Origin of the sequence: Nocardia suismassiliense, assembly GCF_900269665.1 — a bacterium.
Classification (GTDB): Bacteria; Actinomycetota; Actinomycetes; order Mycobacteriales; family Mycobacteriaceae; genus Nocardia; species Nocardia suismassiliense.
Map to the genome: position 1 here is coordinate 4,675,677 of NZ_LT985361.1, position 21,867 is coordinate 4,697,543.

Annotated in this window: 16 protein-coding genes; 7 read left to right on the top strand and 9 right to left on the bottom strand. The window is 65.5% G+C overall.

Features of this window, described 5'->3' with window-relative positions; all coding sequences use genetic code 11:
* Positions 1–97 precede the first annotated feature (97 nt).
* The gene (locus DBO33_RS20935) at positions 98–1,231 is read left to right on the top strand and encodes an MCE family protein (RefSeq protein ID WP_107660460.1); all 1,134 of its coding nucleotides are present in this window, start codon (positions 98–100) and stop codon (positions 1,229–1,231) included.
* A 284-nt stretch (positions 1,232–1,515) separates the two neighbouring features.
* Here DBO33_RS20935 and DBO33_RS20940 read toward each other — a convergent pair whose 3' ends face one another.
* A complete protein-coding gene (locus DBO33_RS20940) occupies positions 1,516–2,967 on the bottom strand; it encodes an MFS transporter (protein ID WP_234390949.1) in 1,452 nt (483 codons plus the stop codon).
* Positions 2,968–3,210: 243 nt separating this feature from the next.
* On the opposite strand from DBO33_RS20940, the gene car reads away from it, so the two are divergent.
* A complete protein-coding gene (gene car / locus DBO33_RS20945) occupies positions 3,211–6,717 on the top strand; it encodes a carboxylic acid reductase (RefSeq protein WP_107656556.1) in 3,507 nt (1,168 codons plus the stop codon).
* A gap of 4 nt (positions 6,718–6,721) precedes the next feature.
* Here car and DBO33_RS20950 read toward each other — a convergent pair whose 3' ends face one another.
* Entirely contained in the window at positions 6,722–7,471 is a 750-nt protein-coding gene (locus tag DBO33_RS20950; protein WP_107656557.1) for a nucleotidyltransferase domain-containing protein, read from the bottom strand.
* 7 nt (positions 7,472–7,478) lie between these two features.
* On the bottom strand, positions 7,479–8,723 hold the full coding sequence (locus DBO33_RS20955) for a glycosyltransferase 87 family protein (RefSeq protein WP_234390950.1): 1,245 nt from the start codon (positions 8,721–8,723) through the stop codon (positions 7,479–7,481).
* A 137-nt stretch (positions 8,724–8,860) separates the two neighbouring features.
* Between DBO33_RS20955 and DBO33_RS20960 the strand changes: the two genes are divergently transcribed.
* The 4 genes from DBO33_RS20960 to DBO33_RS20980 all read left to right on the top strand — a co-directional run bounded on the left by DBO33_RS20960 (position 8,861) and on the right by DBO33_RS20980 (position 13,397).
* Positions 8,861–9,769 carry a helix-turn-helix transcriptional regulator gene (locus DBO33_RS20960; RefSeq protein WP_107656558.1) on the top strand — a complete coding sequence of 303 codons (909 nt, stop codon included), beginning with the start codon at positions 8,861–8,863 and terminating at the stop codon, positions 9,767–9,769.
* A gap of 533 nt (positions 9,770–10,302) precedes the next feature.
* Positions 10,303–12,000, top strand: coding sequence for an LGFP repeat-containing protein (locus DBO33_RS43605; RefSeq protein ID WP_234390951.1), 1,698 nt, complete (start codon positions 10,303–10,305; stop codon positions 11,998–12,000).
* 20 nt (positions 12,001–12,020) lie between these two features.
* Positions 12,021–12,617, top strand: a complete 597-nt coding sequence (locus DBO33_RS20975; RefSeq protein WP_107656560.1) for a hypothetical protein — start codon at positions 12,021–12,023, stop codon at positions 12,615–12,617.
* 51 nt (positions 12,618–12,668) lie between these two features.
* Positions 12,669–13,397 carry a hypothetical protein gene (locus DBO33_RS20980; protein ID WP_107656561.1) on the top strand — a complete coding sequence of 243 codons (729 nt, stop codon included), beginning with the start codon at positions 12,669–12,671 and terminating at the stop codon, positions 13,395–13,397.
* Between the two features lie 34 nt (positions 13,398–13,431).
* On the opposite strand, the gene DBO33_RS20985 is transcribed toward DBO33_RS20980, so the two are convergent.
* A complete protein-coding gene (locus tag DBO33_RS20985; RefSeq protein ID WP_107656562.1) occupies positions 13,432–15,153 on the bottom strand; it encodes a GMC oxidoreductase in 1,722 nt (573 codons plus the stop codon).
* Between the two features lie 117 nt (positions 15,154–15,270).
* Positions 15,271–16,200 carry an NAD-dependent epimerase/dehydratase family protein gene (locus tag DBO33_RS20990; RefSeq protein ID WP_107656563.1) on the bottom strand — a complete coding sequence of 310 codons (930 nt, stop codon included), beginning with the start codon at positions 16,198–16,200 and terminating at the stop codon, positions 15,271–15,273.
* 154 nt (positions 16,201–16,354) lie between these two features.
* Between DBO33_RS20990 and DBO33_RS20995 the strand changes: the two genes are divergently transcribed.
* Positions 16,355–17,056, top strand: coding sequence for a TetR/AcrR family transcriptional regulator (locus tag DBO33_RS20995; protein WP_107656564.1), 702 nt, complete (start codon positions 16,355–16,357; stop codon positions 17,054–17,056).
* A 44-nt stretch (positions 17,057–17,100) separates the two neighbouring features.
* Here DBO33_RS20995 and proS read toward each other — a convergent pair whose 3' ends face one another.
* From proS to DBO33_RS21015, 4 genes are all read right to left on the bottom strand, one after another.
* A complete protein-coding gene (gene proS, locus DBO33_RS21000) occupies positions 17,101–18,540 on the bottom strand; it encodes a proline--tRNA ligase (RefSeq protein WP_107656565.1) in 1,440 nt (479 codons plus the stop codon).
* Positions 18,541–18,585: 45 nt separating this feature from the next.
* The gene (locus DBO33_RS21005) at positions 18,586–19,986 is read right to left on the bottom strand and encodes a DUF6250 domain-containing protein (RefSeq protein WP_107656566.1); all 1,401 of its coding nucleotides are present in this window, start codon (positions 19,984–19,986) and stop codon (positions 18,586–18,588) included.
* Between the two features lie 142 nt (positions 19,987–20,128).
* Positions 20,129–20,344 (bottom strand): hypothetical protein, encoded by a 216-nt coding sequence (locus DBO33_RS21010; protein ID WP_107656567.1) that lies wholly within the window; start codon positions 20,342–20,344, stop codon positions 20,129–20,131.
* Positions 20,341–21,669, bottom strand: a complete 1,329-nt coding sequence (locus DBO33_RS21015) for a family 1 glycosylhydrolase (RefSeq protein WP_107660463.1) — start codon at positions 21,667–21,669, stop codon at positions 20,341–20,343. The genes DBO33_RS21010 and DBO33_RS21015 overlap by 4 nt, the downstream gene beginning before the upstream one ends.
* Positions 21,670–21,867 lie beyond the last annotated feature (198 nt).

A 21,867-nucleotide genomic window follows, 5' to 3' on the forward strand; every position in this document is an offset into this window, starting at 1 on the left:
CTATCATGGACACGTGTCTGGACATTACTACGACACAAGTGACCGGGCAAGATGGTCGCTGTGGTCGGCCATCCGGTTGAAGCTGGCCGGTGCCGCCATGGTCGTCGTGCTCGTCGCCATAGTCGGTGTGGCGCTGTCGATGTTCACCGGCCGGTATGTCGCGACGGCCACCGTTACCGTGGACGCGCCGCGTAGCGGACTGGTGCTCGATCCCGCGGCGAAGGTGAAACTGCGTGGGGTGGAGATCGGGCGGGTGGAGTCGGTGCGGCGGGCCGGCGGCCGCGTGCAGTTGCGGCTCGCGCTCGATCCCGAGTCGCTGCCACTGGTTCCGGCGAATGTGCGGGTGGACATCCGCTCCACCACCATCTTCGGCGGGAAGTACGTGAACTTCGTTGTCCCGCCGCACCCTTCGGCCGACCGGTTACGCGGCGGTGGCACCGTGCCCGCGGACGCGGTGACCGTCGAGTTCAATACGCTCTTCGAACAGCTCACACGAATCCTGGCGCAGATCGCGCCCGAGCGGCTCAACGCCACCCTCACCGCCCTGTCCACCGCACTCCAGGATCGCGGCGAAATACTCGGCGACCTGCTGGCCCGCGCCGCCACCTATCTGCGCGACATCAACCCGAGTCTGCCTGCCCTGCACCGCGATACGATCGCCGCGGCCGAGGTCGCCGCCCTCTACGCCGACACCGTCGACGATCTGTTGCGCACCACGGCCAACGCCACCACCACGAGCGTCACCGTCATCGATCTGGAAGCCGATCTGGATGCGGTGCTGCTGAACGTCATCGGGTTGGCCGATACCACCCACGCCGTCCTCACCGAAAACGAACACCACCTCGCCACCACCCTGGACCTGCTCCGCCCCACCACCGGCCTGCTGAACACCTACAAGCCGGTACTGAACTGCCTCGTCCTCGGCCTGGCCGAAACCCTCCCTGACGCCGAATCATTCGTCGGCGGCATCCAACCGGGCGCCGTCTTCAACGCCGGCTTCATGTACGGCGGCGAGCCCTACACCTACCCCGACGACCTCCCCAAGGTCAACGCCACCGGCGGCCCGAACTGCACCGGCATCCTCGACCGCACCCCCGGCTCCCACGCCCCCTACATCGTCACCGACACCGCCGAAAACACGCCCTACGCCCCCTCCACCACCCTGAAGGTGAACGCCCCCAAGGTCTTCCAAATCCTGTTCGAGGGCCTGCCAGGAGTCTCACCCCCGTGACCCATCGTGAGCGGGCAGGATCGACGCATGGGGCAAACCATCTTGGAGACCGACAGGCTGACACTGATGCCGCTGCGCGCCGAGCACACCGACGCCGTCGTCGAGTTCACGTCGCCCTGCCCCGCTGAAGGGCAACAGCCACACTGACTCTCGGGATCCGCACTGGCTCTAGGGGCCCGTAGCGGGGCGGATCCCGAAAGTCGGTGCGGGATTCCGCTAGTGCGGGGGCGGCAAGTCGACCACACGGAGCCCGGGGTGGAGTAGCCGGGATCCGTGTGTCTTCACTACCGCGCCGCGCGGACCGAGAGTGCGGCTGCGAGTAGCACCGTTACCCCTTCTGCGATAGCCGTCGCACCGAGCGCATGCGACGCCGACAGCGCCGTAGTGCCCGCCAACCCGAGGAACAGCGAACCGAACGAGGCGATGCCGACCACGATTCCGAGCTGCACGTTGGTCACCAGGATTCCGCTGGCGTCCGCTGCCAGGGTCATCGGCACCTTGGCCAGCGTTCGCGTCATCAGCGGGCTGAACGCGAGACCGTTGCCGACTCCGCACACGCCGAGCAGCGTCAGCACGAGCGGTCCTACGTCGGCACCGTTGCGCAGCAACGCACCCACGGCCACCATGCTCGCGGCGGCCAGGACGAGGCCGAGCGGAATCATCGTGGCGTGGTAGCGATCTGGGATGCGTTCCCAGTTCAGCCCGGTGACGGCGAACGTGACGCCCATCGGAATGAACAGCAGCCCGGCGTGCAGCGCGCTGTACCCGAGCGTGCTCTGCAGGTGGATGGCCATCACGAACATCCAGCCGCCGAACGTCGCCATGATCACGAACAGCGTCGCGGCGGCGAGCAGCAGCCCCGGTGCGGCGAGCACCCGGTGCGAGAACAACGGCTCGCCACCGCGCGTCGCCACGGCCCGCTCGATCCCGACGAACGCCACGAAGGCAAGCACGCAGGCGCCCAACGAGATCCAGGACCACACCGGCCAACCGAGTTCGCGGCCCAGTACCAGCGGCAGCACGAGCGCGAGCACGGAGGTGGTGAGCACGGTGAGCCCGGCGAGGTCGAGCTTGCGGTCGAACCGCTCGGTCACGGTGGGCAGAATCCGCGGCGCCAGCACCAGTAGCACCACCCCGATCGGCACATTGACCAGGAACACCCCGCGCCAGCTGCTACCCCACAGATCGGCGCTGACGATCAGCCCGCCCAGCACCTGCCCGGCGACCATGCCGCCGGAGATGATCGCGGCGTACACGCTGAGCGCCTTGGCTCGCGCATTGCCGGTGAAGGTGCGCTGGATAATCGTCATGATCTGCGGCACCATCGCCGCCGCCCCGACACCCTGCGCGAACCGGAATACGATGAGCGACGACTCGTTCCACGCCAGCCCGCAGACCAGCGAGGCTAGCGTGAACAGGGCCAGCCCGGCGATGAACATGCGCCGCTGGCCGAACCGATCGCCGAGGCGGGCGCCGGTCACCAGCAGTACGGCGTAGGCGATCACATAACCGGCCACGATCAGCTGCAATGCCGCGCCGGAGGTGTGCAGGGAACTGCGGATCGACGGAATCGCGACGTTAACGATGGCGGCGTCGAGCACGGCCATGAATTGACCGGTGAGGATCACGATGAGGATGGCCAGGGTGCGCCGCGCCCCGTGCGCGGCGGGTGGAGCGGCCGGGGGAGCGGCAACCGGCGGTGCGGCTGCCGAATCCGGCGACAAGATCTGCGTCATGTAATGAGCTTGCGGGCTCGGCAGCACCAGTAACAGGAGCCCATTAAAACTGGTATCGGCAACACCTGGATAAACCGATTCGGGCATTCGGGAGTTTTCACTCTTGTCACGCAAGTTACCGTCGACTGTGACACAGACCACTTGTTCAGTCCCCGGAGCAGCGTCTTCCCGGAAATACTTAGACAAGCTAACCTGTTTTAGAGATGCAGGGCGTTTCTACTTTGTCAACGAGGGAGATGTGCCATGGCGGTTGATACACGGGACGAGCGGCTACAACGCCGGATCGCGCAGTTGTTTGCCGAAGACGAACAGGTCAAGGCCGCGCGGCCGGATGAGGCGGTGTCGGCGGCGATTCGAGAACCCGGCCTGCGGCTGGGGCAGATCATCGCCACCGTGATGGACAGCTATGCCGATCGCCCCGCCGTCGGGCAGCGCGCGTTCGAGCCGGTCACCGATCCCGCGACCGGGCGCGCCTCGTTGCGGCTGCTGCCCAGGTTCGACACGATCACCTATCGCGAGCTGTGGCAGCGCGTCGGCACGGTCGCCGCAGCATGGCAGCATGACTCCGAGAAGCCCTTGCACGCAGGCGATTTCGTCGCCACCATCGGCTTCACCAGCATCGATTACGCGACGCTCGACCTCGCGACCACCTACCTGGGCGCGGCCAGTGTCCCCTTGCAAGCCGGCGCGGCGGTACCGCAGCTGACCGCGATCCTCACGGAGACGGCGCCACGGATACTCGCGTCGACCCCGGAACACCTCGACGCGGCCGTGGATTGCCTGCTCGCGGGCACCTCGCCGGAGCGCCTGGTGGTGTTCGACTACCACCCCGAAGACGATGATCAGCGCGCCGCCTTCGACACCGCCCGCCGACGCTTGGCCGACGCGGAGAGTTCGGTGATCGTCGAAACGCTCGACGCGGTGCGCGAACGTGGCGCCGCGCTGCCGCCCGCGACGCTGTTCGTTCCCGCCGCCGACGAAGACCCGCTGTCGCTGCTCATCTACACCTCCGGCAGCACCGGCACGCCGAAGGGCGCGATGTACACCGAGCGGTTGCTCAGCTCGACCTGGCACCCGGCCGCCAACGGGGTGGCGATCAATCTCAACTACATGCCGATGAGTCATATCGCCGGCCGTCTGTCGCTGACCGGCGTACTCGCGCGTGGTGGCACCGCCTACTTCGCGGCCAAGAGCGACATGTCGACGCTGTTCGAGGATCTGGCCCTGGTGCGCCCCATCGAGGTGTTCTTCGTGCCGCGCGTGTGCGAGATGATCTTTCAGCGCTACCGCAGCGAGATGGATCGGGCCGCCGGTGTGGACGTCGACCCGGTGGAGCTCGATCGCGCGGTGAAAGCCGATCTGCGACAGAACTTCCTGGGCGGCCGCATGCTGGGCGTGGTCGTCGGCAGCGCCCCGATCAGCGCGGAGATGCGCGCCTTCATGGAGTCCGTCCTCGACCTGCGGTTGCACGACGGGTACGGCTCGACCGAGGCAGGCGTGAACGTCCTGATGGACAATCGGGTGCAGCGGCCGCCGGTGCTCGACTACAAGCTCGTCGACGTGCCCGAGCTGGGCTATTTCCGCACCGATCAGCCGCACCCGCGCGGTGAACTGCTGGTCAAGACGTCGAACCAGATTCCCGGGTACTACAAGCGGCCTGAGGTCACCGCGGAGGTCTTCGACGAGGACGGCTTCTACAAGACCGGTGACATCGTGGCCGAACTCGGGCCGGATGAGCTGGTGTATGTGGACCGGCGCAACAATGTGCTGAAGCTGTCCCAGGGCGAGTTCGTCACCGTCGCCCACCTCGAGGCCGTGTACGCCAGCAGCCCGCTGATCCGCCAGATCTTCATCTACGGCAACAGCGAGCGGGCCTACCTGCTCGCGGTGATCGTGCCGACCGACGACGCGCTGCGCGACGGCGACCCGGAAGCCTTGAAAACCGCACTGGCCGCATCCATTCAGCAGCTGGCGAAGGGATCGGACCTGCAGTCCTACGAGATTCCCCGCGATTTCCTGATCGAGACCGAGCCGTTCACCACGGACAACGGCCTGCTCTCCGGGATCGGGAAGTTGTTGCGCCCCAAGCTGAAGGAACGCTACGGCGCTCGCCTGGAACGGATCTACGCCGAGCAGGCGGAGCGGCAGACCGAGGAGATGCTCGAGCTGCGTCGCGAAGCCACCGAACGTCCGGTGCTCGACACGGTGACTCATGCGGCACGAGCCATGCTCAACATCTCCGCCGCCGACCTGCGGCCCGACGCGCACTTCACCGACCTGGGTGGCGATTCGCTGTCGGCGCTGTCGTTCTCGAACGTGCTCAACGACACCTTCGGGATCGAGGTGCCGGTCGGCGTCATCATCAGCCCGGCGAACAACCTCGCGGAGATCGCGAAATACATCGAGGCGCAACGTGGTCCGGGGGCGAAGCGGCCGTCGGTCGTCTCGGTACACGGCAGCGGGAAGCAAATCAACGCGGCCGACCTGACCCTCGACAAGTTCATCGATGCCCCAACCCTGGCTGCTGCCAACAGCATTCCGGCCGCGCCCGTTCCGGCGCAGACGGTTCTGCTGACCGGTGCCAACGGTTACCTCGGTCGCTTCCTCGCCCTGGAATGGCTGGAGCGGCTGGAAAAGACTGGCGGCACGCTGATCTGCATCGTGCGCGGCAGCGACGCAGCCGCCGCGAGAGAGCGGCTCGACGCGGCGTTCGACAGTGGTGATCCGGAACTGCTGGAGCACTACCGGCGACTGGCCGCAGGACATCTGGAGGTACTGCCCGGTGATATCGGTGACCCGGATCTCGGTCTGGACGAACAGACTTGGCAGCGGCTGGCCGGCACCGTCGACCTGATCGTGCACGCCGCCGCGCTGGTCAATCACGTGCTGCCGTACAGCCAGCTGTTCGGGCCCAATGTCGTTGGCACCGCGGAGATCATCCGGCTGGCGATCACCGGGCGGCGCAAGCCGGTCACCTACTTGTCCACCGTGGGAGTGGCCGATCAGGTCGACCCGGCCGCGTTCCAGGAGGACAGCGATGTCCGTGAGATGAGCGCCGTGCGCGCCGTCAACGACGGATACGCCAACGGCTACGGCAACAGCAAGTGGGCGGGCGAGGTCCTGCTGCGCGAGGCGCACGATCTGTGCGGGCTGCCGGTCGCGGTGTTCCGTTCCGACATGATCCTGGCGCACAGCCGGTATGCGGGTCAGCTCAATGTCCAGGACATGTTCACCCGGTTGGTCCTCAGCCTGGTTGCTACTGGTGTCGCGCCGCACTCGTTCTACATCACCGATGCCGCCGGAAACCGGCAGCGGGCCCACTACGAGGGCCTGCCCGCCGATTTCACCGCGGCGTCGATCACCGCGCTGGGTGTGCAAGCCGTCGACGGCTTCCAAACCTACGACGTGCTGAACCCGTACGACGACGGTATCTCCCTGGACTCCTTCGTCGACTGGCTCATCGACTCGGGCCTGCCGATTCAGCGGATCACCGACTACGACGAGTGGTTCAGCCGGTTCGAGACCGCCATTCGTGGTCTGCCGGAAAAGCAGCGCAACGCTTCGGTGCTGCCGTTGCTGCGCGCCTACAGTCATCAGCGCCCGCCGGTTCGGGGTTCCCTGTTGCCGGCCAAGAAGTTCCAGGCGGCGGTGCAAAGCTCGAATATCACTGCCGAGCACGACATTCCGCATCTGTCCTCGGCGCTGATCGAGAAGTACGTGCGGGATCTGCGGCTGCTGCAGCTGCTCTGAATCCTCAGTAGGACAGCAGGACTCGCAGCCCGTCAGAGACCAGGCCGTGTACGGATGTGGCCCGGCGTAACCGGGACAGCGGCGAGATAGGCACCGGGTGCCCGTCTCGCCGCTGTCGTATCTGTTCGATCAGCTCGGCAGGGACATGAAACCGTTCCAGCCGGGACAAGGCCTCTCGCTTGGTGATCAACTCGTTGGTCGCCAAGGTGACCTCGGCGCGAGCGAGGGTGAACAGGCTCAAATCGATGTAGCTGTCGCGCAACCAGATCCACGGACGGCGCAGCGCGGGAACCCAGTACCCGCTGAGGTCGCGGCGGACCGCCTCGGCGAGTTCGGCCGCGGTGACCTGCGGGATCAAGGCGTCCGGAGATTCCCCGAACACGGCAAATCCGAAGCGCAACAACTCCGCTCGGGCAATCCCGGTGAGCGGTCGCTCGAAAAGCATCTGCGCGGCCCACGTCACATGCGGTGCCTCGACCGCAGCGAGCTCGTCCACCGGTACGTAGACACAGTGCAGCTTCGCGGCGGCGGGACGGCGGGTGATGAACCCGCGATGGAACTGCGCGAGCCGGCGCCGCTGCTCGTCGCTCAACGGCCGTTCGAGCAACGCCACCAGGTCGTAATCGCTGACCCCGTGCCGATAATCACCGCTGGCGAGCGAGCCGCCCACCTGAAGCGCGACGACGTCAGCGACGGACTTGATCTCCGCGGCAAATTCGTCGAGTACGGCTTCGGCCTCCGGCGGCACACTCATACCAGTCTCATCTCACTGTTCGCGCCTCATCGGTGACCTCGACGCCTTCGCGGCGGAGCCTGAGCAACAGCACTCCGGCGCAGACCAGCACCACGGCATACACGATGACAAAGCTGTTGATCAGAATCTGCGCACCCGGCCACCACGGCGGAAAGAGGAACAGCCCCACCACCACATAGTCGGGGTCGTACTCCCACGTCCACGCGCCGATCGATACGAAGAGCACCGCGACCACGATCCACCAGCGCCACTGCGACTGCGCCTTGTGCACCAGGTAGACGAACAGGGGAACGAACCACACCCAGTGGTGGTCCCAGGAGAACGGGGACACCGCGCAGGCCGTGAGACCGGCGAGCGTCACCGCGAGCAGCCGTTCGCCGCGCTGGTGCAGACCCGCCGTGATCGCCAAGCTCACCAGTGCGACGGCCCCGGCGAGCAGTACCCAGAGCCAGATCGGCGCCGGGTGGTGGGTCAGGTGCGCGATGGCGCCGCGCAGGGATTGATTGGACGGGTGCATGTCGTCCGCAATCCGATTGGACTGGAAGAACGTCGAGGTCCAGTACTGCCGGGAATCGGTGGGCAGCACTATCCAGGCGAGCACGATCGAGGCCACGAAGACCGCGACCGCGGTAGCCGCCGAACGCCACTGGCGCAGCGCGAGGAACTGCACCACGAAGTAGCTGGGGACCAGCTTGATGCCGGCGGCCAGTCCCACGCCGATGCCGCGCAACTTGCTGCCGTCGGCGCGGGAGAAGTCCCACAGCACCAGCAGCATCAGCATCAGGTTGATCTGCCCGTAGAACAGCGTCGTCCGGACAGGCTCGATGAACACGCACGTGATCGCCAGTAGCGCACTGACAACCGCGAGCCGGGCGGTGATCCGGTAGCCGAGGATGCGCCAGCTGATCAGCACACAACCGAAGAGCGCCAGCAGGTTCAACACCAGCCAGGTATCGGCGACGTACAACCACGGGATCGCGACAATAGGGATGAAGGCGATGGTGGAGAAGGGCGTGTAGGTGTACAGGAGCCCAGCGATGGTCGGCTCGGTATAGAGCGGCAGTCCGTGCAGGATGCGCCAGGCGCCGTCCCGATACACGTGCACGTCCAGCCCGCCGTCCAGGATGCCTGCCCGCTCCAGCCACGGGTCGACCGTGGTGAACAGCAGGATCACCGCGAGAGCAGCGCTTGCGGCCAGTAGGAAAAGTGTTGGGCCCGTGCGTGGAAATTCCAGCATGCGGGACTTGGGCACAAGTGATCAACTTACCGAATAACTCGAGCTCGGGCACGCCCCCGGGTCTCGGGTCGCGCACGAATCTCGGCGGATCGGCGTAAAACGGGTACTAGCAGCACCTGGATACCGTCAGCGGAATCCGGCACGATCAGCTGATGACCGAAGTGCTGGACGTGCGGGCGGTGCGCAAAGCGCGCCGCGCGGAACTGGGAACCTTCCTGAAGTCGCGGCGGGCCAAGATCTCCCCGGACGACGTCGGGTTGCCGCCCGGTCCGCGCCGCCGCACACCCGGGCTGCGCCGCGAGGAGGTCGCGCAGCTGTCCGGCATCGGCGTCACCTGGTACACCTGGCTCGAACAGGGACGTCAGATCAATGTCAGCGTGCAGGTGCTGGACGCGGTAGCCAGGACACTGGCCCTCGACGACGCCGAGCGCGGTCACCTCTATCGCCTCGCCGACGTGCCGACCGTGCCGAGTCCGCACACGAACACCGCACTGCCCGCCGAGATGCAAACCATCCTCGACCATCTGACGCCCCTGCCCGCCGCGGTACTGAGCGCGAAATACGACTTGCTGGCGTTCAACGAGTCCTACGCGGCCCTGTGCCCCGGCTTCCTGCTCGGCGAGCGCAACGTCGCCCGCCGCGTCTTCCTCACCCCTCAGTGCTGCAACACCTACAAACACAGCTGGGACGACCTGCGCCGCATGGTCGCCTACCTCCGCGGCGCCTACGCCAAGAACCTCGACGACCCCACCTGGCAAGAGTTCATCGAGGAAATGTGCACCGCCAGCACCGACTTCGCCGCCCTCTGGGCCCGCAACGACGTCGCCGTCCCCGCCAACCGCATCAAACAAATCCGCAACCTCGCCATCGGCGAACTAGAAATGTTCATCACCAGCATGTCCCTCCCCGCCGTATCCGGCGCCTGGGTCCAGATCTACACCCCCACCAACGAAACCCAGTGGTCACAGTTGCGAAAGCTGCTCGCGATGACCCCCGAACAGCAGCACGCGCCCTGGGAAGAACACCGCCGGCAGTATCATTCAGCCGCTGCAGCAGGCTGAACCCGCCTACCGACTCCCCGCCGTCGGGTGCGGGAAACGGAGGCGCATCGCGTCGACGTGCGTGTGCCGAGACAACAGACCGGCGAAGCCGAGCCGGTCGTAAGCGGTGAAGCCGGTTCCTGAGCCTCGAGCTCATCGATTCAGCGCATGCAGGCGCTCGTGCCACCCGCTGACCCGGCATCCGCTATGCGGGGTATGGCGCTGATCGCGACCGTCGACGTTACGGAGACTGCGCAGTTCGATTGGAGCCGCGCGGCATCGAGGTTGGAAGCTGCTGTGCCGCTAGCATTTCGCTGCACTGAGCGGGGTGTGCCCCTGATTCCGATTGGCTGCCGATCGGCCGATACCTGATTCGTCGAAAGATGCAGCCATGCGACGATGGCCCAAATTCGAAACTATGTGGGAGCCGAAATTTGGCGCTGTCGATTTGTTCATAGTTGTTAGACCCACTTTATGCGAGTTAAGGATCCGGGATGCGCTGTGTCACAGGCGGTTAACATTCCGCCGGTTTCTTTGATTAACACTTTCGGTAGTTGACCAACGGCGGCCCCCCCACCTACCAAGGGCCGAAGCCGACACAGGAAAGTGGCATGACCCCACGACATACTTGCTCGCCCGGCGTAGACCACGTCGCGATTCCCGCCTGCGAAACGGCAACGAAGAGAAAACAACAACGAGAACGTCAGCGGCTGGGTGTATCAACAGCGATGATCGTCGCGGCGCTATCTGCGGGTTTGGTGAATCCTGTCGACGCGTCTGCACGGCAAATCGGCTCATACAACGTCGGCGGCGCGATCGAAATCGAATACGACCAGGCTGGTGGATGGGACCTCTTCGGAAACCCGACGAACGCGGAGTCCGACGCGTCGCGCGGCGGCCGGTGGCAGGCATTCGAGAAGAACAGCTCGATCTATTGGCACCCGAACGTGGCCAACGGGCACGCCAACCAGATCGGTGGTTTGATTCGAGACAAGTGGGGTGATCTCGGCTGGGAGAATGGCGCGCTGAAATATCCAACGACACGAGAGACAGCTACTCGGAAGCCCGGACGGTTCAATCACTTCGAGGGTGGGTCCATTTATTGGTCGAGTGCCAACGGAGCCCACAATGTGTGGGGAGCAGTTCGTGATAAATGGGCTTCCTACGATTGGGAGAACGGCGGGCTCGGCTTCCCCGCCTCTGATGAATTCAAGGTCAAGGATGGTGGTGTCGGTCAGCACTTCGAGGGTGGGTCCATCTACTGGTCTTCCCAAACCGGTGCACACGTAGTGTGGGGCGCCATCAAGAACGCGTGGGCAAGCCGGAACTGGGAGAACGGTCGATTCGGATTCCCGGTCAGCGACGAGTTCGACTTCGACGGCGGCAAGGCGCAGAACTTTCAAGGCTCGACCCTCGACTGGAAGCCCGGCGATCAGGACAATCCGGCCGACGAAAAGCACGACGAACGTCCGCAAACCATCGAATACAAGCACAGTGACCCCACCCTGCGGTCGGATCCGGACACCCCGGAAGAAACCGAGCCGCCTTCCCCCTCGCCAACGCCCTCGTCGACTGCCCCGGGCACGCCGGTGCACCCAGCTCCTGTTGCACCCCAGTCCCCGGCCCCGGAGGAGCAGCCGACACCGACTACCACTCCACGATCGGCTACACCCCCAAGCACTACGACGTCGCAGCCGGCGTCGGCGGCCAGCACCTCCGCACCGGATACCGAAGGCCCCCGGGTATTGAACCTCGTCGGCACACTGGTGCGCGCGAACTCGCCTGAGGACGAAGACGAACCAGGCCCGGACCCGGCCGTCCCGTGTGGATTCACACTCGGATACCCGCATGCCTCGCGGACCATGCGCAATGGTGCACTCGCGTACCCGGAGGAGATTCACACGCAGGTCGTCTCCAAGTGTGATCCGGTGGTCGCCACGACGACTCACCGCATCAAGGCGAAAACCTCGAGGCTCCGCTGGTTCGGTCTACCCATACCGGGGAAGCAGCTTCCCGGTAAGGGCAAGCAGATCACCAACAGCGGTTACCAGGCCGAGACGTCGAGTACGGGTGGCAAGAAGCTGAAGATGACTGCTGCGATCAAATGCCAGACCGGGACCAGGTTCCGTTACTTGACTTACGCCACCGGTGAATTCGCGTTCCCGAACGAACGTGCTCGGCTGTACGGTCCGAACATCGCGACGAACCCTGAAGGTAAAGAGGAGACGTGTCTCGACAAGCCCGTCGGCTAGTAGTCGCGTCGCTTCTCGTAGTGTTAGCTGGATCGGGCTGCGCCGCTCATGGCCGGCCCGATCCGGGCACGACAGACGACCCGGACATCAGTGCGGCCGAACCCGGCGAGGCTGATGCCATTTCGCGAAGCCCCGGCTTCGGCAAGCACACCGTGGAGGACTTCGTTGTCTCGGGTGGGCCGCCGAACCTGACCGATGACCATGCGACCGTGCCAGCCGCGGCATCGTCGTGGCTCGTGGGGAACGACGTTGTCGAGTCGTTGCTGCCGTCACCGGTGGCTTGGCCTCGCCTGATCGGAGCCCCGGCCCGGTTGCGAATCGAGAACCCTGCGATTCCAGTCTTGGTGCGGTGGTCGAAGTATGCAGCCGGTGATACCGCAGAGAAGCTCGACGACGACCGCGATTCGTTCGAAACGTGTGCCTTCGCAACAAAAGAAGTACAAATCACGCAGGATGGCAAGTGTTTCTATTGGAAGACAGGGCAGACGATCGGACTGTATTTGCCCGATCGGAGTGACCGGTACAACATCCTTGTTGTCTCCTGGCCGCAGGTCCGAGATGACTCCGGGGAAGTCCATGATGAGTCGGTCGATGCCGTCTGGACCTTCAGCCGGTGACGACGGCGGCCGAAGCATCGAGAACCCTACCGAGAACGGACTACCGAATCGATGCCTGACATTCGCCTCACACCGGTCACCGACGCTTCACCTGCAGCGTGGCTCGGTGCCGCGCTCAGGTTCGGAGGTCGACTGGCCAACGGGTTTGCGGCATACGCGCGGATTCTGCATCCTGCCACCGACATCGCTACCGGCGCTCAGGTGTCGCGGCCGCCGGTGGCGCAGCCGCTCGGCTCGGGCCACCGCGACCGGCTGGACTGGATCCTGGACCTTACCGGTTCTGGCGACTGGGACGCCCCTGAGCAAGGCAGCCTCGAACACCCCCAACTCGATGCCTTGATCGATGTCCTCGCCCGACACACCACCACACCGGATCAGTGCTACGTCGGCGTGTGGGAAGGCTGGCAGTGGCACAACCAGAGCAACCGAGTGTCGGGAGCAATCGAAGCGCTGAATCCTGGAACCTTGTCCCGAGAATTCCGAAAACAAGCCAGCTTCGAGCTGCTCGGCCGCTGGTATCTACTACTGCGAGGACCCATCCACGATGCCGGCCGCATCGGCGGCCATGTCACTCCTCGGACGCTGATCATGCGTTCACCTAATTTGCTGTGGCCAGCCGACCGCGCGTGGTTCGTCTGCACCGAGATCGACGACTACGAAACCTACGTCAGCGGCACCCGGCAGCTCATCGATGAGCTCGACGCGTGCGCACCGCTCGACGTCGAGATACTCAACACCGATCACCCCGGCGGCGGTGAATCGGAAGTGTTCGTCGGATAAGACGTAGTCGATCCCAGATCGGTTGGAGCTGAAATCAACCCGCTGCAGGCGTCTCTCGGATCTGCACGATCGGAAGGACGAGGGCGGCTGGGGCGTTCGCGGGGACTGCGGGGTTGGCAGGGGCGATGGGGGAGATGCGCTGGTAGGTGGTGCCGAGTGGGGGGCGGGTGTCGAGTTCGCCTTTGTTGGGCCAGTAGGCGGCGGCGCGTTCGGCTTGGGCGGTGATGGTGAGGGAGGGGTTGACGCCGAGGTTGGCGGAGACGGCGGCACCGTCGACGACGCTGAGGGTCGGGTAGCCAAAAACTCGGTGGTAGCCGTCGATTACGCCGTGTTCGGGGTCGGCGCCGATCACCGCGCCGCCGAGGAAGTGGGCGGTGAGGGGGATGTTGAAGATCTCGCCCCAGCTGCCGCCTGCGATGCCGCCGATCTTGGCGGCCACCCGGCGGGTGACGTCGTTGCCCATCGGGATCCAGGTCGGATTGGGTTCGCCGTGGCCTTGTTTGCTGGTGAGCTTGCGGCCGAAGAGTCCGCGCTTGGTGTAGGTGGTGATCGAATTGTCCAGGTGCTGCATGACCAGCGAGATGATGGTGCGCTCGCTCCAGTCCTTGGTGCTCAGGAAGCCGAGCAGGTCCATCGGATGGCGCAGTACGACGCCGAGGAAACGCAGCCAGCGCGGAATGCGGCCGCCGCCGTCCACCATCAATGTTTGCAGCAGGCCCATGGCATTGGAGCCCTTGCCGTAGCGGACCGGCTCGATATGCGTGTCGGGCGTGGGGTGGATGGACGAGGTGATCGCGACACCCTTGGTGAAATCGACTCCGGGCGTGACCTTCTTGGTCGCCGCGCCCACGATCGACTCGGAGTTGGTGCGGGTGAGCTGACCGAGCCGATCCGACAGCTCCGGCAGTGCGCCCTTGTCCCGCATAGCGAACAGCAGTTTCTGGGTGCCGCGGGTGCCGGCCGCGAGCACGACGTTCGCCGCGGTATACGTCTTGGGGTGTTTGCGCACCCACGCGCCGGTGCGCGCGGTGGACACGTCCCAGGTGCCGTCCGGATGCGGCCGCAGATCGGTCACCGTTGTCATCGGAATGACCTGCGCTCCGGCCTTTTCCGCGAGGTAGAGGTAGTTCTTCACGAGAGTGTTCTTGGCGCCGTACTTGCAGCCGACCATGCAGTCACCGCATTCGATGCACCCGGTGCGCTCGGGCCCGACGCCACCGAAGTACGGGTCGGCCACGGTCTTTCCGGGTTCGCCGAAGAACACACCGACGGGCGTCTGCACGAAGGTGTCGCCGACCCCGAGATCGTCGGCGACCTGCTTGAACACTTCGTCGGCCGGCGTCATATGCGGGTTGCGCACCACGCCGAGCATCTTCTGCGCGCGCTCGTAGTACGGCGCGAGCTCGTCTTGCCAGTCGGTGATGTCGCGCCACTGCGCGTCCCGGAAGAACGGCTCCGGCGGCACGTACAGGGTGTTGGCGTAGTTCAGCGATCCGCCGCCGACACCGGCGCCGCCGAGGATGAGCACATCGCGCAGCAGGTGAATGCGCTGGATGCCGTAGCAGCCGAGCTTCGGCGCCCAGAGGAACTTCTTCAGCTCCCAGCTGGTCTTCGGTAGTTCGTCGTCGGCGAACCGCTGGCCGGCCTCGATGACGCCGACCTTGTAGCCCTTCTCGACCAACCGCAGCGCCGTGACGCTGCCACCGAACCCAGAACCGACAATGAGAACGTCGAAATCCGTTGCTCGCTGGTCCATAGGAAGCTCCTCGATCGGGGTCGCCAGTGACTCGGGTAACACTACTACCGGGTAGGTTGTGCGCAGCACCAGGGCGGGTGACGTGACTTCGGTCCGGCGCCACCCGCTCACCAGGGGTCACGCCTGCGATTTCCACCAGGCGACGGTAGTGGCCACGGCTTCGTCGAGGGGTGTGGGGCGCAGGCCGAGCTTGTGCTCGCTGTCGGTGGAGTCGAGAACGAACGGGCGCTCCAGCTGGTGGCCGAGTTCGGCGAGTTCGCGCAGCAGCGGGCTGGCCACGCCGAGCACTTTCATCATCCACACCGGGATGACGGAGATCTTCGGCCGCGGTGCGCCAGCGGCGTCGGCGATGGCATTGATGAGCTGACGCTGGGTGACCGCCGGTGCGGTGGGTGCGTGCAGGACGGTGTTGTGCACCGACTTGTCGGCCGCCGCGCGAATCATCGCGGCGGCCAGGTCGGGGATGTAGGTGAACGAGTGCGGGAGGTCGATCTTGCCGAAGGCGCTGACCCGCTTGCCCGCCAGGATCGGCGCGACCATCTGATCGCCGGCCATCGAGGCGTGCACGTACGGGCCGAGGAAGTCGGCGGAGACGACACTGACCGTCGCGGTGGGGTGTGCGGCGCGGGCGCGCAGCAGTTCTTCCCGAACGCCACCCTTACCGGAACGTACTGTGCGGGGCGTCATTTCGGTGATCGGGCGCTCGGTCGGCTGGTACGAGTACAGGCTCTCCGGGAAAACCACCACCGCGCCGGCCTTCCCGGCCTCGTCCATGACCACCCGCTCGGCACCGGGCAATTCGGCACGCCAGACCTTCGCGGAGTACTTCGAACCGTGGATGCAGTGATAGATCGCGACGGCGCCGTCGAACTGGCCCGAAAGGTATTCCGGCGCAGTGACATCCACCCGGCGGAGCTCGATCAGCGGATGCTGCGGACCGCGGCCGGAGCGGGTGAGTACCCGTACCTGATGGCCTGCGGCGGCGAGCTGCTCGGCGATGGTGGTGCCGACCGGTCCGGCGCCGGTGACGATGTGCAGGTCAGACATTGGTGAATCCCTTCCGCGGGGCCCGAGGTGGCCCGATTGCTCCGAGAGAGCAGTGCTCTCTGATGTGAACGAGCATGCGGCAACCACTCGACTCCTGTCAAGAGCACTGCTCACTGTTGTTGACAATGCTCTCTGGATATTGCACCGTGGAGGCATGCCGACGACCCCGCGGGCCCGCGCCAGGGCGCAAACCATGAACGACATAGTCCGGATCGGCCGCGAACACCTGGCCACCGACGGTGCCGCCGCCCTCTCGCTGCGCGCGGTCGCCCGCGATCTCGGCGTCGTCTCCTCCGCCGTCTACCGCTACGTCAGCAGTCGCGACGAGCTGCTCACCCTGCTCGTGGTGGACGGCTACAACGCCCTCGGCGACACCGTCGACGCCGCCCTCGCTACCGCCCCCGACGACCCGATCGAGCAACTACGGGTCCTCGCCCGCACCGTCCGTGGCTGGGCGCACGCCGAATCCGCCCGCTACGGCTTGCTTTTCGGCACCCCGGTGCCCGGCTATCAGGCGCCGGCCGACCAAACCATGGCCCCCGGCACGCGAGTGATCACCACCCTGCAAAAGCTCTTCGCCCGCGCTTACCAGGCGGACCTACTCCACCCGCCCGCCGCCGAGCCGCGCGTATCTGCGCCCCTCGCAGCGAGTTTCGCCCAGATCCGCGACGAATTCCACCTCGACCTCCCCGATTGGCTGCTCGCCCGTGGCATCACTTTCTGGGCGAGCCTCTTCGGCACCATCAGCGCCGACGTGTTCGACATGTACGGCACCGACACCTTCGCCGACCGCGACGAACTCTTCGAACATCAACTCGACGGCCTACTCGACCTGCTCGGGTACCGGGCGAACTGAAACGTGGTGGGTCAGTCTCGAGGCGGCGAGCTGACCCACTCGAATCAGTAAGCGCGGGAGAAGATTACGCGTCTTCCATAGGCCGAAGGGGAGGAGCAGTGGACGCAGGGGCCTGAGTCGAGGGTGGCGGTCGACGGGATGCATCGGGGAGTTGCCGCAGTACGGGCTTTGATCTCGTCCTCGCAGGAGGGATTTCCGCAGTGGAGCGCGAGGGCCCAGCCGGTCGCGACGGCTGCCTCGAATGAGGTCCAGTCGTCGACCTCGTGAGTGTGCTCGTCACGGAAGCTGGTGGCCCGAGTCAGCAGGTAGGTCTGGAAGTCGTCCAGCAGGGCCGGAATCGTGGTGGGCAAGGTTGCCAGGTCCGCGGTTTGTTTCCCTTCGTCGCCCAAGCGGCGTACGAGCACGGCGGTCCCTGCGGCAAGGTCGCGCGGACCGAGTTCGATGCGCAGCGGCACGCCGCGCATCTCCCACTCGTTGAACTTCCAGCCGGGCGTTTGATCTCGACCGTCGACGTGCACGCGAATCCCCTTGGCGCGCAAGTTCTGTGCGAGCTCCTCGGCGGCAGCCAGGACCGCAGCGGCGCTGTCGCCGCGCATGATCGGCACGATCACCACCTGGTACGGGGCCAGCCTCGGCGGCAGGACGAGACCGCGATCGTCACCGTGAGTGAGCACGATGGCGCCGATCATCCGGGTGGTCATGCCCCACGAGGTGGTGTGGCACAGCGTTTCCCGCCCGTCGGCGGCGGCGTAGCGGATGCCGAACGCCTGCGCGAAGTTGGTGCCGAGATAGTGAGAAGTGCCTGCCTGCAATGCTTTACCGTCGCGCATCATCGACTCGATGGTGAGCGTCTCGACCGCCCCGGCGAACCGCTCGCCGGGCGTCTTCTGACCCGGCACGACCGGCATGGCCGCGAACTCCCGCGCGACGGTGGTGTAGATGTCGAGCGCCAGCTCCATTTCCGCGCGCGCTTCCGGCTCGTCGGCGTGCGCGGTGTGACCCTCCTGCCACAGGAACTCGGTGGTGCGCAGGAACATTCGGGGGCGCATCTCCCAGCGGACGACATTGGCCCACTGGTTGAGCAGCATCGGCAGGTCTCGGTGCGAGGAGATCCACTTCGCCATCATCTCGCCGATGATCGTCTCGGACGTCGGCCGCACCACCAGCGGTTCTTCGAGTTCCTTGCCGCCGGCGTGGGTGACGACGGCCAGCTCGGGGGCGAACCCCTCGACGTGGTCGGCTTCGCGTTCGAGGTAGCTCTGCGGGATGAGCAGCGGGAAGTAAGCGTTCTCGTGCCCGGTCTCCTTGATCCGGCGGTCCAGCTCGGCCTGTAGCAGCTCCCAAATCCGGTACCCGTACGGTCGAATCACCGTGGTGCCCTTGGCCGGCCCACGATCGACGAGGCCGGCCTTGATCACCAGCTCGTTGTACCAGGTGGAGAAATCCGCGCTCTGGGCGGTCACGCCGCGCTCATCCCGTGCCATGTCGACAAGGCTATCGGCGCGCGCCAGTGAATTTTATGAAGCTGATTACGGCGCTGACCTGCAGGCCGATGGCGGCTCGGTCGGCTCCGTCGACTTTTCCGGCATCGGCAGCCCGCGCTCCGCTGCGAGCCGCCGGTATCTCGACATAAGGGCTGCCGTGTCCATCGCGGCTTCCTGGGAGAAGTAGGAGAGATGGCTCGCCACGAATCCCGGGTAGATACAGTTCGGGCGCTTCAGGTAGGACGGGATGTCGACCGAGAGTATGCGCTCGTCGTCCCCGTCCTCGGATACTGCCGACATGTACGACAGATCCCGGCCCAGCCATGCGACGAAATTGATGCTCAGGCGTTCGCTCCAGGGAATGGGGGCGGTGCTCTCCTGCTCGAACGCATCGGGGTTGTCGAGGAAGTGATTGTGCAGCCGCGAGGCGAGCTCAGGGCTTTGCCACAGGCTGCCGCGGAACCCGCCGGGCGGAAGTTCCAGCGTCATCAGACTCGCCGGGATCGCCCCTGATTGCTGCTGGTAGTAGGCGCACACGTTGTTGTTGACGACATTCGCCGTCACCAGGAAATAACGCTGCTGGTCGATCCGGAACCGGAGGAAGTCGGCGAGTTTGTCGAGCTGAAGATAGACGATGTCGTCATCGCATTTCAGGAAGACGGCGTCCGCGTAGTACTGGGCGTGCGCGGAATACAAGTCATAGACCTGCCCCCATCCCGGGCCATCGGTGTTGTACAGATACTCGGTGACGCCCGGAAAACGCCATTCGCCGTCGGAACCGTAACCGGTCTTCACCTGAACGTCGTACATTCCGGCCGGGACCGGCGTGCGGCTGTGGATGATCTCCGCGCCGTCGACCGAGAGGCCGACCCCGGTCGGGTCGATCGACAGCTCGATGTCCCGAAACGTATTGCTGGACATGATGCCTGGCGTCGAGGCCGCTGCGACGGGTGGCCGGCGGATCGTGCGGTCGTCGTGATCGCGGACGAGCAGATCGCGATTGTCGATGTGGCGCAGCACAGTCCGCTGGTTGGACCAGCCGCCGATCACGAATTCGTAGGCCGGGGCGTCGCCGTCCCCGCCATGCGGTCCCAAGGCGATGTGGACGTCGTGTCCCGCCCGCACCCGGCAACGCCAGCGGACATTGCGCCCAACGGTCACTCGGCCTGCGGGGAAATACACCTGATTGTCCGGTGACCGTCCAATCGCGGGGAACTGTTCGCGCAGCCAGCGATCGTCGGCGTCGTTGCGGGAGAAGTTCCAGACATGCCACTCGTCGATCAGCTTGCGCCGCATCGCCTCCGCCACGTAGTGGGTCAGCAATTCCATTCGATCGCGACGGCCGGCGAAGGTGACGAGGACGACGCGGTGTCCGGTGACGGCAGAACCGGCCCCGTCGGCGATCGGGGACACGCCGGACAGCGCACGGCTGCTGGTGGTGGTCATGTGAGTCGCGGGCCGTCCTCTTCCTGTCGAGCGCTGCCCGGCGTGGAAGTTCACCGGTCGTCAGCTGAAGGAGAGTATGCGATGTGGTGTCCGGCATGGACATTCGACGATCGGGCTGTTCATTTCCCGTTCACCGCGCACGTCAATCGAGGTCCTCGCTGCTCGAGCGGTCGCCGAGGAACCGCAGCAGCGCCGGATCCGTCGAGGTGAAGCGATCGACTTCTTGACCACCCGTGCATTCGTACAGGCCGATGGTTACCTGATCGGCGCTGTGGCGGACAACCCGCCACACGGCACCGGACTCTTCCCAACGGCGCAATACCGCTGTGGCGTCGAAGGTTCCGTGCGCACCGGTCATCGCGGGACGGTGACCGGGTCGAGGCAGCTGGCCGCGGCGTCGACGAGGGAGCAGTTCTGCGGCGCCCGGGTGGGCCGGTAGTCGGGAGCGACGCCGCCCGCTCGGGTGATCGCGGCGTAGGCGGGGACCGCATCGGTGGGTTTGCGGGTCAACGTCGGATCGGTCAGCACGTCGACCGTATAGAGACCGAAACGCGGAGTGTAAGAACCCCATTCGTAGTTGTCGGTAAGGCTCCAGTAGTTGTAGCCGATGAGATTCATGCCGTCGGCCTTGGCGCGTTGCAGCCAGTAGACGGTGTCCCGCAGATTGTCGGCACGGGTGTAGCCGTCGGCGCGCGGTGCGCCGTTCTCCGTCGGCATGCCGTTCTCCACGATGTAGAGCGGTTTGCCGGGGAACTGACGGGCGTAATGCTGGAGGGCGTAGTAGATGCCTTCCGGCTGTAGCGGCTGGGTCCAGAGCTTTTCGAAGTCGGGCGGGCCCGCCAGCAGGGTCTCGGGGGAGAGGCCGTAGTAGTAATCGATGCCGATGTAGTCGAGGCGCGCGCCGATCTTGTCGATGAGCGGCTTGTTGATCACGTCCTCGCCGGTCGGGATGTAGGCGACATTGCTGGTGACCATGGCGCCCGGCTGCACGCCGTGGATGTAGTCGTAGATGCCGTTGTGGGCCTGCGCGATTCGGTCGTGCATGGCGGGCACGTCGGTGGGGGACAGGCCGCCTTTGCGTAGTTCGTTGACGATGTAGACCATCGGCTCGTTGAAGGTGACCCACAGCGGATCTTTCGCGGCGTAGCGGTCGACGAGCAGCCGCGCGTTGGCGAGCCAGTCCGCCACGATCTCTGGGTTGCGCCAGCCGCCGCGATCGACCTCCCAGCCCGGATACACCCAGTGGTCGATGGTGAGCATCGGCCGCATGCCCGCCTCGGTGATGGCGGCGATCACGTTGTCGTAGAAGCGGAGTCCGGCCTCGTCCCATTCGCCGGGCCGCGGCTGTACTCGCGCCCACTCCAGCCCGATTCGATAGACCTGGACGCCGAGCTGGGCCGCCAGGGCGATGTCGGAGCGGTACCGGTTGACGAAGTCGATCGAATCACCATAGGGGTCAGTGGTTTTCCCGGCGGCGACGTACCGGGACCAGTTGCTGTCGGGCGCATGGCCTTCCGCCTGATATCCCGATGCCGCGACACCCCACAGGAAGTCGGCGTCGAGCGGTGCGACCTGAGCCGGTGGGTCCGGACGCGCGGCGGCGACCGCCGTACTGGCAAGGAGGAGCGCGGCCGTGGCGGCCGCGAGGGTGGCGAAGACGCGGCGAGGGCGCTGTGATCGCATCGAGCTCCTGTTCAACGAGATGACCGGGGCCATGGACCTGGGGGATAGCGTAACTGGTCGTATGTCCGTTTCGAGGGGATCTGTGGGGGTGCGTCGAGCTGATGCGCCGCAGGGGAGGGGACGAGGTAAGGGGCTGAGCTCTTCCTTCGGGGTGGGGGAGGGTGTAACCAACGCGACGACTTCGGTTCGGGCAGTGCA